The sequence below is a fragment of the Mucilaginibacter daejeonensis genome (genome assembly GCF_020783335.1).
GTDB lineage: Bacteria > Bacteroidota > Bacteroidia > Sphingobacteriales > Sphingobacteriaceae > Mucilaginibacter > Mucilaginibacter daejeonensis.
Map to the genome: position 1 here is coordinate 1717092 of NZ_CP086068.1, position 14674 is coordinate 1731765.

At 49.7% G+C, this 14674-nt stretch carries 8 protein-coding genes; all 8 read left to right on the plus strand.

Going from position 1 to position 14674, the window contains the following annotated elements; genetic code table 11:
* Positions 1-100 precede the first annotated feature (100 nt).
* The 8 genes from LLH06_RS07435 to LLH06_RS07470 all read left to right on the plus strand — a co-directional run bounded on the left by LLH06_RS07435 (position 101) and on the right by LLH06_RS07470 (position 14674).
* Positions 101-3241 carry a SusC/RagA family TonB-linked outer membrane protein gene (locus LLH06_RS07435; protein WP_228172639.1) on the plus strand — a complete coding sequence of 1047 codons (3141 nt, stop codon included), beginning with the start codon at positions 101-103 and terminating at the stop codon, positions 3239-3241.
* 10 nt (positions 3242-3251) lie between these two features.
* Positions 3252-5111, plus strand: coding sequence for a RagB/SusD family nutrient uptake outer membrane protein (locus tag LLH06_RS07440; RefSeq protein ID WP_228172640.1), 1860 nt, complete (start codon positions 3252-3254; stop codon positions 5109-5111).
* Positions 5112-5131: 20 nt separating this feature from the next.
* Complete coding sequence (locus LLH06_RS07445; protein WP_228172641.1) at positions 5132-5857, plus strand: DUF3823 domain-containing protein; 726 nt, start codon at positions 5132-5134, stop codon at positions 5855-5857.
* A gap of 90 nt (positions 5858-5947) precedes the next feature.
* Positions 5948-6949 carry a family 43 glycosylhydrolase gene (locus LLH06_RS07450; protein ID WP_228172642.1) on the plus strand — a complete coding sequence of 334 codons (1002 nt, stop codon included), beginning with the start codon at positions 5948-5950 and terminating at the stop codon, positions 6947-6949.
* A gap of 58 nt (positions 6950-7007) precedes the next feature.
* Positions 7008-8330, plus strand: coding sequence for a glycoside hydrolase family 43 protein (locus LLH06_RS07455; protein ID WP_228172643.1), 1323 nt, complete (start codon positions 7008-7010; stop codon positions 8328-8330).
* Between the two features lie 6 nt (positions 8331-8336).
* Positions 8337-9332 (plus strand): glycoside hydrolase family 43 protein, encoded by a 996-nt coding sequence (locus tag LLH06_RS07460; protein WP_228172644.1) that lies wholly within the window; start codon positions 8337-8339, stop codon positions 9330-9332.
* An 83-nt stretch (positions 9333-9415) separates the two neighbouring features.
* Positions 9416-10324, plus strand: a complete 909-nt coding sequence (locus LLH06_RS07465) for a hypothetical protein (protein WP_228172645.1) — start codon at positions 9416-9418, stop codon at positions 10322-10324.
* A gap of 180 nt (positions 10325-10504) precedes the next feature.
* Positions 10505-14674 (plus strand): two-component regulator propeller domain-containing protein, encoded by a 4170-nt coding sequence (locus LLH06_RS07470; RefSeq protein ID WP_228172646.1) that lies wholly within the window; start codon positions 10505-10507, stop codon positions 14672-14674.

Below are 14674 nucleotides of genomic sequence, written 5' to 3' on the forward strand. Positions count from 1 at the left end.
TAATGAGCGATCTATGCCTATTTGTTAATACGATCAACGCCCTAAAAAGGCGAATGGGACCGCTTTGCCAAATTTTTAACCAATAACCAAATAATAAACTATGCAGAACTTTACATTCCAAAAGTGGCTAAGAGCACCGGCACTTGCCATTTTATTATGTTTGCTGTTTTACCTGCGAACCAATGCCCAAACCAACCCGATCATTGGCCGGGTGACCGACAGCAAGTCGAACGAACCGATCGTTGGGGCGACGGTGCGGGCTAAGGCCGGCTCAGTTTCTACACAGACCGACGAGTCAGGTCGGTTCTCACTCCGGGTCACAGATACCACTACTTTGGTGATCAGCTTTGTGGGGTATCAGACCAGGGAACTTAAAGCCAGCCGCCCCGCACCCATGGTGATCACATTAGATGCCAAGACGGGTAGCCTGGACGAGATCGTGGTGGTGGGATACGGCCTATCCCAAAAAAGAGCTACGCTATCAGGAGCGATATCTACGGTAAGCGGCGAGGAATTATCGCATGCCCGCACGGCCACTGCGCCGGGTGCCTTGGTGGGCAAGGTGCCGGGTATCAATTTCAGGCAAACCACCGGTAGGCCAGGCAGTGAGCCGGCCATCCAGATCCGGAACTTCGGTACACCACTCATCGTTATCGATGGTACCATTCGTGATTATTCCAACTTTTCGCAAATGGATTTCAACGATGTCGAAAGTATTTCGGTACTGAAGGATGCCTCTGCATCTATTTATGGTATGCAAGGCGCTAATGGGGTTATCGTGATCACCACCAAAATAGGTAAGCGCAATACTAAGCCTACGGTCACCTACCAAAATTATTTTGGTATACAAACGCCATCAGGATATAACAAGCCTGCCGATGCCGTGACCTACTTGCGTGCATTGATCCAGGATGAGACCTATAATGATGTTCCGGATAACCAACGTACCATCACCCGTGCCGAATACGATAAATGGGTGAACAAGGTTGATGATGAACATACCTCATTCGATTGGTACAAATACATATGGCGTACAGCTCCTCAATATTACAACAGCTTCGGCTTCTCAGGTGGTTCCGAGAACATGGATTACTACGTAAGCGCAGGGCACCTGGTACAAAAAGGCTCGCTACGTGACTTTGAAGGCTTCAGGCGTACCAACTTTCAGGCTAACATCAACTCCAACATCAGCAAACGCTTAAAAGTAGGTGTGGGGGTGATCGCCAGGCTTGAACATACCGAGCAGCCAGGCTTACCCGGCGACGACTATGGTTTTGCCGAGCAAACCGCTTTCCGCAACCTGCCTACCCGTAAGCCTTACTATAACGATAACAAGCAGTTCCCACTCATCTCAAGCCCGGCCGATCCGCAGTTCAGCTATGGGTGGATAGGCTACAATACCTCGGGGAAGTATCAATTGGAGAACAGGGTAGTGCAGCTGAATGGCAACGTGGAGTTCGAGATATTGAAAGGCCTTAAGGCGCGCGGGTTGGCGAGTTACTGGTTCCGCAATTCGGTATCTGACCTGTTAGAGAAAGCACCGGTATTATATGCTTTTGACCAAGCCAAGCAGTCATATAACATTGCCTATCAAGGCAGTGGCCGCTATGTGGAGAGGAACTTCCAGAACAGCGAAGAACTATCGACCAACTTACAGCTGGAATACAAGCGCAGCTTTAACAAGCACAATTTTGATGTGGTGGCTGGTGCCGAGATGCGAAAGGCCAAATATCCACGCCTTTATGTTCTGGGTAGCCCAACCGCCAACGGCATCGCCTACTTGTCTACCAGTTCATTAACAGCCATTACCGATGATATCAGCTTTACCCAAAGCAGATTAGGCTATATCGGCCGTCTTGATTACGACTACGATGGCAAATACATCGCCCAATTCTCGGGTCGCTATGATGGTACCTTCTTTTACGCTCCGGGCAAACGCTTCGGCTTCTTCCCGTCAGGGTCTTTGGCGTATCGTGTATCGCAGGAGGATTTCTGGAAGAACAGCAGCTTCCTATCCAATAACATTAACGACTTCAAGATCAGAGGTTCGTACGGGGTGTTAGGTAAAGAGTTGGGTACGGCACTGTCATACATCACCGGTTACAACTATAACCAGGGCTCGGCCATACTGAACGGTGCTGAGGTGATATCAAGCCGTGTTACAGGCCTTGCTACCAGTAACATCTCTTGGGGCAGAGTATATACCATGGACTTTGGTGTTAACATTACGGTGTTGAACAACAGGTTGAGTGGTGGTTTCGACTGGTTCGACCGTCATCAAACCGGTGAATTGGGTACCCGTAACAATATCCGTATCCCAAACGAGGCAGGCTTCTCGCTACCGGCCGAGAACTTGAATGGTGACCACACCCGGGGTATCGACTTTTCACTGAACTGGAGAGATAATGTAGGCAAGGTGAATTATTGGGTAGGGGGTAACCTGACCTCATCAAGATGGATCACCGGCGAACGCTATAATCCAAGCTGGTCAAACGCCTACTCACAATATCGCGACCTCAGCAATGTGGAAGGCCGCTATCGCGATGGAAGTTTCCAATTAGTGGCTGTAGGGCAATTCAAAACCTGGGATGAGATAGCCCGCCACCCGATCGACCAGGATCACAGGGGTAACACCACCATACGCCCGGGCGACTACATCTACGCCGATACCAACAATGACGGATTTATCACCGACCTGGACATGAAGAACGTTACTTACCGCGTGAACAGCGGTACACCGTGGGTCAACTTTGCGTTCAACTTTGGCGCCAACTGGAATGGGATAGACTTTAGGGCCGATCTGGTGGGATCAACAGGCTCTACCTATGAGCAGCAGAGCTACATGCGTTATTTCGACCCGGTTGCTAACGTGTCACAATATCTGGCTGATAATTCCTCGTGGTATAATGACATCTGGAACAAGAACAGTGGGATCAGTGTGGGCAAGTACCCGCTGCTCACCAAAGGTGTGAATAATTGGATGAACACGCATTGGCCTAACAGTTTTTGGCAAACCAACGTGAACTACGTTAAGCTGCGCAACATAGAGCTGGGCTATTCGCTTCCGACATCAGTACTCAAAAAGATAAAATTCTCAAACTTCAGGATATACGTTGCCGGACAGAACGTGCTTACGGTATCGAACATGCCGGGGGGCCTTGATCCAGAGATCGTGTCCAATGCAGGTATTTCATACCCTAACCCAAGAGTTTACACTGCCGGTGTACAGGTCAAATTTTAATGTAACGATCATGAAGAACAAAATATTAGTTGCGGCCCTGTTCATGTATACAGCGGTCGTGTTATCAGGATGCGTAAAAACTAACCTGGATGCTAACCCTACCAATACCCTGCTCGAGACCAATGTTTTTAGCGATAGAGCATTGATGCTATCGGTATTGGCCAACTTTTATATATCTGTGAATTACGGTCAGCAAAATGGTGACTATGGTTCCTATCACCTGCTTGACGAGGCAAGCATCATGTATGGCCCTGCCACCACGACCGACAACGAACGGCAGATACCACGCGATTTCTACCGTGTGTATGACTACGGCCTGGTAAGGCGGATGAACCAGTTCTTGAAGGGTATCAATTCGAGCTCGGCAAAGACCGTCCTGTTGGAGTCGGATCGGTTGGATATGGAAGCGCAATGTCGTTTCTTGAGGGCCTGGTATTACTTCTGTATGGTGCGTTCGCTGGGCGGAATGCCTTTGGTGGGCGATGAAATATTCGATTACCAATCAGAGAGCGACATCCCTAAGATGCAGATACCACGTGCTACAGAGGCTGCTACTTACCGGTACATTATTAACCAGTGTGAGGCAGCTGCGACCAACTTGTCGGCCAACAAGACCACCAATGGGGCGGTGGCAAATCGCTGGGCAGCGCTGATGCTGAAAGCCCGTGCGGCGGTATATGCAGCTTCTACAGCTAAGTATGGCAGCTCTATCACACCATCGGTGCGTACAGCAGGCGGAGAGGCTGGCATACCTGCCGATAGTGCCGCTAACTTCTATAGATTAGCTTTCGAGACCGCCGAGCGCGTGATCAACCAAAGTCCTTATGTGCTGCAAAAAGATGCCTCGAACCCTGGCCTGGCATTTTATCGCGCTACCAGCGTTAAGGCAGGCAATACTGAGGTGATATGGGCCTTTGATCGGCTTGCACCCAACCAGGTGACCCAATTCACCAATTTTGTGATGCCATACTCACAACGTGATTATAGCGAAGGTAACGGCTTAGGAGCAGTGTTGAATCTGGTAGAAGCCTTCGAGAACAAAGATGGCTCCGACCCAGCCATCAAGACCACCAATGCCGATGGTAGCTACGTGTTCTATAACAGTGTCGAAGACCCGTTCACCGTGAAAGATGCTCGCCTGTGGGGAACCGTGATCTGGCCAAACGCACCTTACCGCAACGTAGCAGTTAGCTTACAGGCCGGTCAACTTAATCGTAGCGGAAGTTCGTATGTGATCAAAGCCGGAGCAGTGGGTACTAAAGATGCTTCTGGCGAATTGATCACCTCGGTCAATGGCCCGATCTCTAACTCTGACAACTATGTGAATAAGACAGGTTTCCTGGTACGCAAATTTTTGGATGAGACCGCTAATGCCGGCCTAAACCCAAGATTCAGTGAGATGTGGATGCCTAAGTTCCGTATATCGGAGGCTTATCTTATCGCAGCGGAGGCGGGCTTTGAGTTGGGCGACCGTATCACCGCTGCCGTGCAATACATCAATACGGTACGCAGCCGTGGTAACGTGCAGCCACTCACCGCGGGTACGCTCACCTTTGCCAAGATCGTGAACGAATACCGTGTAGAATTCGCTTTTGAAGATCACCGATTTTGGGATCTGAAACGCTGGAGGTTAGCCCATACGCTATGGAACGGCACCTTGAACAACCCGACCGCACAGATCTACTCGTTATATCCGTACAAGGTGGTGAGCCCAGGCGATGCCAATAATGGTAAGTGGGCGTTCATCAAACAAATATCATACAAGCGTGCCACCACACCATTGTATTTCCCTTTGACCAATTATTACGGAACGATCGATAACTCTTGGATCACAAACAATCCAAAACTGGTGATCAATCCGCTTCAGTAAACCATTAGATATTATACCAAATGAAGAATTTAATTCAAAATATAATTGGCCTTTTGGTGACACTTGCCATAGCCCTGAGCTTTGCAGGTTGCAGTAAAGAGATCGATAACCGCCAGTACCCATCATCGGTGGTGTCGGGTCGCTTTCTTTACAATGGCCAGCCTGTACAAATATTAGGTACCGCTACCGAGGATGATAATATGCTGCAGCTCACCCAGACCGGTCCGGGTACCTGGAATCCCGGCTTTATCAAGATGTTCGCCCGTGAGGATGGTACATTCACCATCAACACTTTTGATGGCGATTACTATTTGCGAATAACGCCGGGCCGTGGCCCTTGGGTGCCTAATAATGACACTGTTAGATTCAACCTGAGTTCTAAAAAAGAAGGCGTGACCTTTAATGTGACGCCGTACTTCTGGATCAGCAACTACGCCAGTACTTATACCGACTCGGTGTACACGGCCACCTTTGACCTTAACAAGGTAGTGTCCACCGCGGGGCTCGAAAGGGTAGTGGTGTACTTTGGTAATACTGCCATAGTAGATAATGTTTCAAGGATCGTTGAGCGTGGCTACACTACGCTGCAACCGGGAAGCAACCGCATCACCGTAGATCTGAAAACGCTAACATCGGCAGAAAAGGTGAGTTTGGCCAAGACCGGACTACTATTCGCACGTGTGGGCGTAAAAACGCAGGGCGTACGCGACCTCATTTTTAGCCGAACGGTGGAGTTGAAGCGGTGACGTTCCGGGCCGGTAAAGCTCTGTGGCCAGGTATGCCAGGCCGCAGAGCTTTATTTGCTGGTCTTTGGTTTAAGTTCGTAGATTTAAAATATGCAAAAATATATCACAGCTCTGTTTTGTTTGAGTTTGCCGTTCAGCGGTCAACTGTCTTACGCTCAATCGGTAAAGAAGGGTAACCCTGTACTGGAAGGCCACTATGCCGACCCTGACGTTATGTACTCCCATCTGACCAAAAAATATTACATCTACCCCACCAGCGACGGTTTCAAGGGGTGGAGCGGTAAATATTTTAAGACCTTTTCATCCACCGATCTGCACAATTGGAAGGACGAAGGTAAGATACTGGAATTAGGTAAGGATGTGCAATGGGCCGACCGTAATGCATGGGCGCCATGCATCGAGGAAAAGAAGGTCAACGGCAAGTACAAATATTTCTACTACTTCACCGCAGCGCAAAAGATAGGTGTGGCGGTGGCCGATTCGCCTACCGGGCCTTTTACTGATTTGGGCAAGCCACTGATCGCCCAGCTACCCGCCGGTGTACGGGGCGGACAAAATATCGACCCCGATGTTTTCACTGATCCGAAGACCGGCAAAAGCTACCTGTATTGGGGGAACGGCTTTATGGCCGTGGCCGAATTGGGTGACGACATGGTGTCTATCAAACCAGAGACCACCACTTTGCTGAAACCTGACCGTACTTTTAGGGAAGGTACTTACGTGTTCTACCGTAAAGGCACTTATTATTTCATGTGGTCTGAAGATGATACCCGCAGCCCTAACTACCGGGTGCGCTATGCCACTGCACCATCGCCAATAGGGCCGCTGACGATACCAGAGAATAACATCGTTATTCAAAAGGACACTACGGCCGGTATCTACGGCACCGGGCATAACTCGATATTGCAGATCCCCGGCAAAGATCAGTGGTACATCGTTTATCACCGGTTCGAGTACCCTAACGGGATCAACATGGGCGATGACGCCGGCTACAACCGCGAGGTATGCATCGACAAGCTCGAATTCAACAAGGATGGCAGCATCAAGCAGGTGGTGCCTACTCATGACGGGGTCACGCTTTCAAAAAAATAAGTGAACGCACGCCAGCTACTGAAATGGAGAGTATGGCCTAAGCTACATTCGATCAACAATGAGATACGACAAATTCTTATGGGCGGCACTAGCCGCCCTTTTCATGAACACCACGACCCGCTCGCAGCCGGTAAGTGATCGATCAAAGGTCGATCAGGACGTCCAAGCGTTGGTCATACCAACAGGATACACGCAAAACCTTCATTGGGATCTGCCGTTAGATACGGTCGGCGCCAACGGCTCTAAGATCACCTGGCGTTCCAGCAATGCCTCTTACGTGAGCGATCAGGGCAAATTGCTCAGGCGCGCACCCTTATCAGGCGGTCGGGTCAAGGTCAAAATGACCGCCACGGTAACGGCCGGGTCAGAACGGCGCACACGTACTTTTCCCGTCACCATAGCGCGTGAAGAGCCAAAGTTCGATGGTTATCTTTTCGCGTATTTTGAAGGTTCGGGACCAAATGAGTCGCAGGAGCAACTGCGTTTTGGCGCCAGTGCCGATGCGGTGCATTGGATGGCCTTGAACAATAACCAGCCGGTCATTCCATCGGCACAGATATCGGCCACGGGGGGCATACGCGATCCGCACATTTTGCGCGGAGAAGACAACAGGTCGTTCTACATGGTGGCCACCGATATGTTCACCATCAAGGACGGCTGGGGCCATAACCCAGGTATAGTAATGCTTCGGTCAAAGGATCTGATCAGTTGGTCGCATGGTGTCATTGATCTGCAAAGCAGCTATCCGCAAAAATTCCCTAATGTGCAATGGGTATGGGCGCCGCAAACTATCTATGATCCTGATGCCGGTAAATATCTGGTATACTTTACGGTGAAACTTAAGAATGACCCCGCGCTCGACTTTTACTGCGCCTATGCAAACGAAGATTTTACCGACTTTGAGAGTGAACCCCAACTAATGTTCAAAGCTAAGTATGGTGCCATTGATGGCGACATTATTTATAAGGATGGCCTTTACCACTTCTTTTACAAAGGCAACACGAAGGACGCGAATGGCAAAGAGGTGAAGAATGGCATACAGCAAGCCATCGGTAAAACCTTAAAAGGCCCGTGGGTAGAGCAGTTCAAATACCTTGATGCATACTCAGATAAGCACGTATCGGTAGAAGGCTCGGGCGTTTTCAAGCTCAACAACGCTAACACCTACATATTGATGTACGATCTGTACGGCAATTTACGATATGAGTTTCAGCGAAGTAATGACCTTTTCAACTTCACCCAGGTGCCCGAATCTTTCACCAAGAACTTTAACCCCCGTCATGGTACGGTGATCAGCATCACCCGGAAGGAAGCTAAAAAGCTTGCTGAAAAATGGGCTGGCGTGCCCGCTGAACTATTGGATACTAACATCAATAAATAAACTCCTATGAAATATCGCTTCCTTTGTCTTGTTTGGATCTGCTCGCTGACGGTCGTTTGCCTGTGTTCATCTAAAGTATCCTTTGCACAAACTGATAACGAGCCTCTGTTTCATTTCAAGTCGACAGGTAATCCGGTGATCAAGCACAAGTTCACGGCCGACCCGGCCGCACTGGTAGTAGGCGACACACTTTGGCTTTTTACAGGACATGATCAGGCCGGCGGGCAGTCAGGCTATAAGATGAAGGACTGGTGCGTGTTCTCGACCACTGATCTGCAAAACTGGACCGAATACCCGACCCCACTCAAGATAACTGACTTTAGCTGGGACCATACCGGCAAAGCATATGCCTCTCAGGCGATCAGCCGCAACGGCAAATATTACTGGTATATCAGCACCGATGGTTCGGGTATCGGAGTTGCCGTAGCCGATCGTCCGCAAGGGCCATATAAAGATGCCATCGGTAAGCCGCTCCTTACCAATGCCGATTGCTTTGCATCTAAGCATTACTGGACCTGTATAGACCCATCGGTGATGATAGATGCCGACGGTCAGGCCTGGCTGTTTTGGGGTAATGGTGTTTGCTACTATGCTAAGTTGAAAAGCAACATGATCGAGATAGACGGCAAGGTGAACAAGATCGACTTTCAGGGCATTAAATTCGAAGAAGCACCATGGATACATCAATATAAAGGCAATTATTACCTGTCATATGCGTCCGGTCTGCCAGAGAAGACGGCATATGCGATGGCAAAAAAGATCGATGGGCCTTATCAATATAAAGGCATCTTGAACGAGTTGGCGGGTAACTGCGGCTCCAATCATCACGCCATAATTGAGTTTAAGAGCCAGTGGTACTTTGTCTACCATAACGGTGGCATTGAGCGCGATGGTAACAGCTTCAGCCGCTCAGTATGTATCGACCGTTTATATTATAACCGCGACGGGACGATGAAGAGAGTACACATGACCACTGAAGGTGTTCAGGGTACCAAGAAGTGATCACTCTCCACATTGACCCGGTCATGTCTAAAAGCAGATGCTGAACACTTTTTGATCTGTGCTGTTTAAAAGGTGACTGACCTATGAGCACTTATCCGGGTACCGAATCGATCTCAGTTAACGAGGCTATTACGAAAGGCCGCCAGATGCTGCTATTGCCGCGCATCTTATTGGTTGCTGGGCTCTTCTTTTTCCTCTTTGTGTTAGCGCTCATCTTTATCGCTGTTACACAGGGTCCGCCAGAAAATGTCAAGGTGTGGGCGATCATGGGGGGGGTGGCTGTAGCCGTTGGTCTGCTGTTCTTTTGGCTTCCATATTGGTTTTGGAGCAAGCGAACCACGCAGTGGAAGCTGTGGGCATTTGGTCATGTGGATAATGTGCACGAACTAAAGATCATGGCAACTGAGGCTAACCTTTGCCCGGTTTACGGATCGGTAATGGACAAGCTACAGTTGCAAACGGCCAGCGAGCGACAACGGTGGCGCGATTTGCAAGACCGGTTCACTGTACCGGAGATCTTTAGAGATGATCCCGACGTGCCTGCGGTCTCTGAGATCCGTTATTCCAAATTCCACATGGTCGTTAACTTCCTTTTGGGCGCAGCGCTGGTGGTCACCGGGATAGCGATCTTGTTTTTGGCATTTAAAAATGATTCCCCTACGAGCTTAAAGTTGGTAGGGGCTTTGCTGACCATTGCGCCGTTATACATGATGTTCAGATCTATTGAGCGCATATTCACTACCCGTCCAGTGATCATCATGAGCAACACAGCATTGGTAACCCAACTTACAGGGCCGCTTCATTGGGATCTTGTTCATGATCAACAGGTGCGTCGCATCAATAGAGGGCGCAATACCATACGATATTTATTGATCTTCAAGCATCCAGGAGGTATGGCTGAGATCGATGTTACCGAACTGGCCATCAGCAAAGCCGAATTGGAACGTTTGATGCGAGTATACAAACACCGATATGCAGCAGGTATCAGGTAAGGTGTTTGAGGTTTCCTGAAAGTTCCGATATGCTTCATTGCAAAGCCCTGGGATACATCTTAAATCGATCTGTTGATCAGATGCCCTCTTTGTTGAGCTTTTCCTAAAAGAACTCTACCGCAACTTGATCCTGCAGCAATAGTTGTAACTTTACGCAACGGATCAATTATATACCCTTTAGTGTTAGTACGGAAACAACGATATTGGTGGGCTGGGCTTATCTTATTATACCTGTTCAACTTTTCTCGTGCGGTGGCGCAAACGTCGGCTCTCAAGTTCGATCATTTGTCGTTCAGGGAAGGCTTGGCGCAAAGCCCTATCTCTACCATTTTCCAGGATCAGCAAGGCTTCGTATGGATCGGGAACTGGAAAGGATTGACCCGCTATGACGGCTACGGCTTTCGTCGTTTCAAACACCAGGATGGCGACAGTCTGACTTTAAGCAATAACCGTGTCAACAGCATTTGTCAGGACGTTAACCGATACCTTTGGGTGGCTACGTCAAACGGCCTGAACCGGTACGATACTGCAGCCGAGACCTTTAGGCACGTCGGTATCCTCAACATCAAGGGCGGCCGTAACTTTGCTTCATCAGTGATCCAGGATGCGGATCATAACCTGTGGGTGGCCACATTTGGCGGTGTGAAGCAAGTGGACACCGCCCATCTCCAACTGACCGACCTCCCTTCATTAAAAAGCCCCGGCAACGATGAGGTGGCCAACGGCATAACCTTCACCCTATATCAGGACCGTTTGAAAGCGATATGGATCGGTTTGCGCAAAGGCGTCAAGCGATTTGACCCACGAACCAAAAAGCTTTTGACCTTGCCCAACGGCGTAGCACAGGATCAGCAACTCATGAATGCCAAGGTGTTGGTGATACGTCAGGACCGCAAGGGGTGTTTGTGGTTCGGCACTGAGACATCCGGCGTTTTCAGGTATGACCCTGCCAGCGACAAGTGTATGCATTACAGACATGTCGATGGCGATGGGAACTCGTTACGGTCCGACTGGATCAAAAGCATACTGGTACGAAACGACAATACCGTATGGATAGGTACCCGGCAGGGACTCAGTATATTTGATCAGGAGCATCAGCGGTTCGCCAACTATACCCATGATCTGGTGAACGAGCATAGCCTAACCGATAATACCATCTGGAGCTTTTTGCAGGATAAGGCGGGGGGCGTATGGATCGGCACCTTTGCGGGTGGTATCAACATCCATTACCCGGCCAATAATAACTTTACCAATATAGGTGAGCGCGTAGGCGCTGAGCTGGGCTTGAACCATCCGGTGGTGAACGCGGTGTTAGAGTACGAGCAACGCAACCTTTGGATCGGAACTTACGGCGGCGGCGTGAACCTGATCGACCGGCGCACCAACAAACATGAGTATTACTCGGTCAAGAACATCAGGCAGGGCAATTCCAGCAACGGTGTAAAGTGTATTGCCGATGATCATAAGGGCAACTTATGGATCGGCACCTTCGAGGGGCTATGCCGGTTCAATAAAGTCACCAAAGCGGCCACTTACTATAAATTTCCAACGCACGAGGGCAAACTTACTGAGAGCCTGGTGAACTGCGTACTGCCCGAGGTGGATGGCGTATGGGCCGGTACCAACGGGGGAGGTCTACAATTCCTCAAACCCGATGGCTCTTTCGTGACCATGAAGCATGATGCCAGTAATCCCCGTACGGTAAGCGATAACTTCATCACCTCGCTTATCCATGATGCCCAAGGCAATGTTTGGATCGGTACGCAGAACGGACTGAACCATTACGACCGTTCCAAAAAACAGATCACGGCCTGCTATAAACACAAGGGCGAATTTTCGCTCACCCACGGCACCGTCACCAACCTGTTCTATGATCCCAAGGGCAGGCTATGGGTGGGTACCGAAGGCGGCGGACTGAATTGCTATGATGCCCGTACCAGACATTTTTACGCTATTGATGCCCGTTTAGGCATCACTGACGAAGTGATCCATACCACCGTTGCTGATCGCGAGGGCAATATCTGGACCAGCACCGATGATGGTCTCTTCCGTATCAGGTTGCTGAATGATCAGTTCCCATTTACGGCCAGCAACACACGCATCACCCGCTTTTCTTCGAATGATGGTTTGGCCAGTAACCAGTTCCTGAGCAACTCGGGCATCCTGTCGCAAAACGGCGAGCTGTTATTCGGCGGCATCAACGGCCTTACCATATTTCATCCTGGAAGATTGTTGAAAAACACTTACAAGCCGCCGGTGGTGATCACTGGCCTGTCGATCAGGAACAAGCCGGTGGTGGTGAATGGAGAAGGTTCGCCGCTTAAAAGATCCATTACCGGAGCACAAGAACTGAAATTGAAATATGATCAGGGATATTTTACACTCGATCTTGCTGCATTGAATTACAATGACCCGTCGAACAACCAATATGCCTACCGGCTGAAAGGCTCGAGCGATGGCGATAGCTGGCATTACGTTGGGCACCAGCATTCGGCCAGTTACACCGACCTGCCCGAGGGTGATTATGTGTTCGAGGTCAAGGCCGCTAACAACAATGGTGTTTGGAATAGTACGCCTACCAAATTACATATTGTTGTGCTGCCTCCTTTGTGGCGCACCTGGTGGGCTTACGCGTTGTATGTGATCTTATTCATGGTCATACTTTACGTGGTGATCCGATTCTTCAGGAGCCGTGCCCGTTTAGAGCGCGACCTGTATCACGAGCACTTGCACAACGAACGACAGGAAGAGCTTTACCGTTCAAAGCTGAACTTTTTTACCAATATATCCCACGAGATACGCACGCCGCTCACGCTAATCATTGGTCCGTTGGAGAGACTGATGGAGGCCACGCGTGAGAATGCGCCCGTGTTCAAACAGTTAGGCACCGTGCGCAACAATGCCGACCGCTTGATGCGTTTAGTGACCGAATTGCTTGACCTGCGCAAGGCAGAAGAAGGGCACTTGAAATTATATTATGCGGAGAGCGACCTGGTGTCTCTTGCAAAGGAGATCTATCTGTCATTCCAAGACTTGGCGGTAAGCAAGAATATAGACTACACTTTCCAGTCATTCGCCGATCAGGTTTTTCTGTATTTTGATAAAGATCAGCTGGAAAAAGTGTTCTTTAATCTGCTTTCTAATGCATTTAAGTTCACGCCTAATGGTGGGCGCATCACGCTGACCATCGCGCAAGCAGCGGGAGAGGTTGTAGTAACAGTGACCGATAATGGCAAGGGTATTCCTGAACACAGCCAGAAAGACCTGTTCAAGGATTTCTTTCAGGTGGATGATCCGCAGGGCTCACCGATCGGTACGGGTATCGGCCTGGCCTTGTCCCGCAACATCGTTGAGCTGCATGGTGGCTCTATATCGGTGGACAGTAAGTTGGCCGAGGCCGGTGTTGAGGGCATGACCACCTTTACCGTGACCTTGAAACAAGGCAAAGCACACTTAGATGCCAGTCGGATCGTTGATCATCATATAGGTGCCGACGAGATCTCGCATTACCAGATACATTCTCAAGCGAATGGGTTGGCTGAGCAACAGCATAGCATAACCTCAAATGCCAATGGATCCACTATACTGGTGGTAGAGGATAACGATGAGGTAAGGCAGTTCATCATCGGGGCCTTGCAGGAAAAATATCGCGTGATCGGCGCTGCTAACGGAACGGCCGGGTTGGCTGAGGCGTTGATGCACATGCCTGATCTGATCGTTACCGATGTGATGATGCCGGAGATGGACGGTACCGAGCTATGCCGCATGATCAAGACCGATGAACGGCTCGACCATATTCCCGTCATTATGCTTACGGCCCGCGCTGGCCACATTCATCAACTGAGCGGTTATGAGCATGGCGCCGATGCGTACGTAACCAAACCTTTCAGTGTACAACTGCTGCAGTTGCAGGTGAGCAATATTTTGTCGTCTAAAAAAGCGCTACGCCAAAAGTATGCCCGCGAGTTATTGTTGCAGCCTCAACGCCCGGCCGATGTTCTGTCGCCCGATGAGAAGTTCCTGCGTAAGCTGATGGCCGTCATCGAGAAGAATATGGAAGACCCCGAGTTCGGAGTGACCGGCTTGATGGACCAGATCGGGATGAGCAAGAACGTGCTGTATAAAAAGGTGCAGGTATTGACCAACATGTCGGTAGCTGATCTGATCAAATCGGTCAGGCTTAAACAGGCCGCTCAATTGCTTGATCAGCAAAATATGGGTATCGCCGAGGTGGCTTTTGCCGTAGGCTTTAACGATCGCAAGTACTTCAGCAAGGAGTTCAAAAAACAGTTCGACCTCTCACCTTCAGAGTACGTGGCAAGCAAGGCAGCTACCACCACCACCAACTAA

Coding starts and splice junctions, on each gene's coding strand:
- LLH06_RS07435 (WP_228172639.1), top strand. CDS start 101: ATGCAGAACTTTACATTCCAAAAGTGGCTAAGAGCACCGGCACTTGCC.
- LLH06_RS07440 (WP_228172640.1), top strand. CDS start 3,252: ATGAAGAACAAAATATTAGTTGCGGCCCTGTTCATGTATACAGCGGTC.
- LLH06_RS07445 (WP_228172641.1), top strand. CDS start 5,132: ATGAAGAATTTAATTCAAAATATAATTGGCCTTTTGGTGACACTTGCC.
- LLH06_RS07450 (WP_228172642.1), top strand. CDS start 5,948: ATGCAAAAATATATCACAGCTCTGTTTTGTTTGAGTTTGCCGTTCAGC.
- LLH06_RS07455 (WP_228172643.1), top strand. CDS start 7,008: ATGAGATACGACAAATTCTTATGGGCGGCACTAGCCGCCCTTTTCATG.
- LLH06_RS07460 (WP_228172644.1), top strand. CDS start 8,337: ATGAAATATCGCTTCCTTTGTCTTGTTTGGATCTGCTCGCTGACGGTC.
- LLH06_RS07465 (WP_228172645.1), top strand. CDS start 9,416: ATGAGCACTTATCCGGGTACCGAATCGATCTCAGTTAACGAGGCTATT.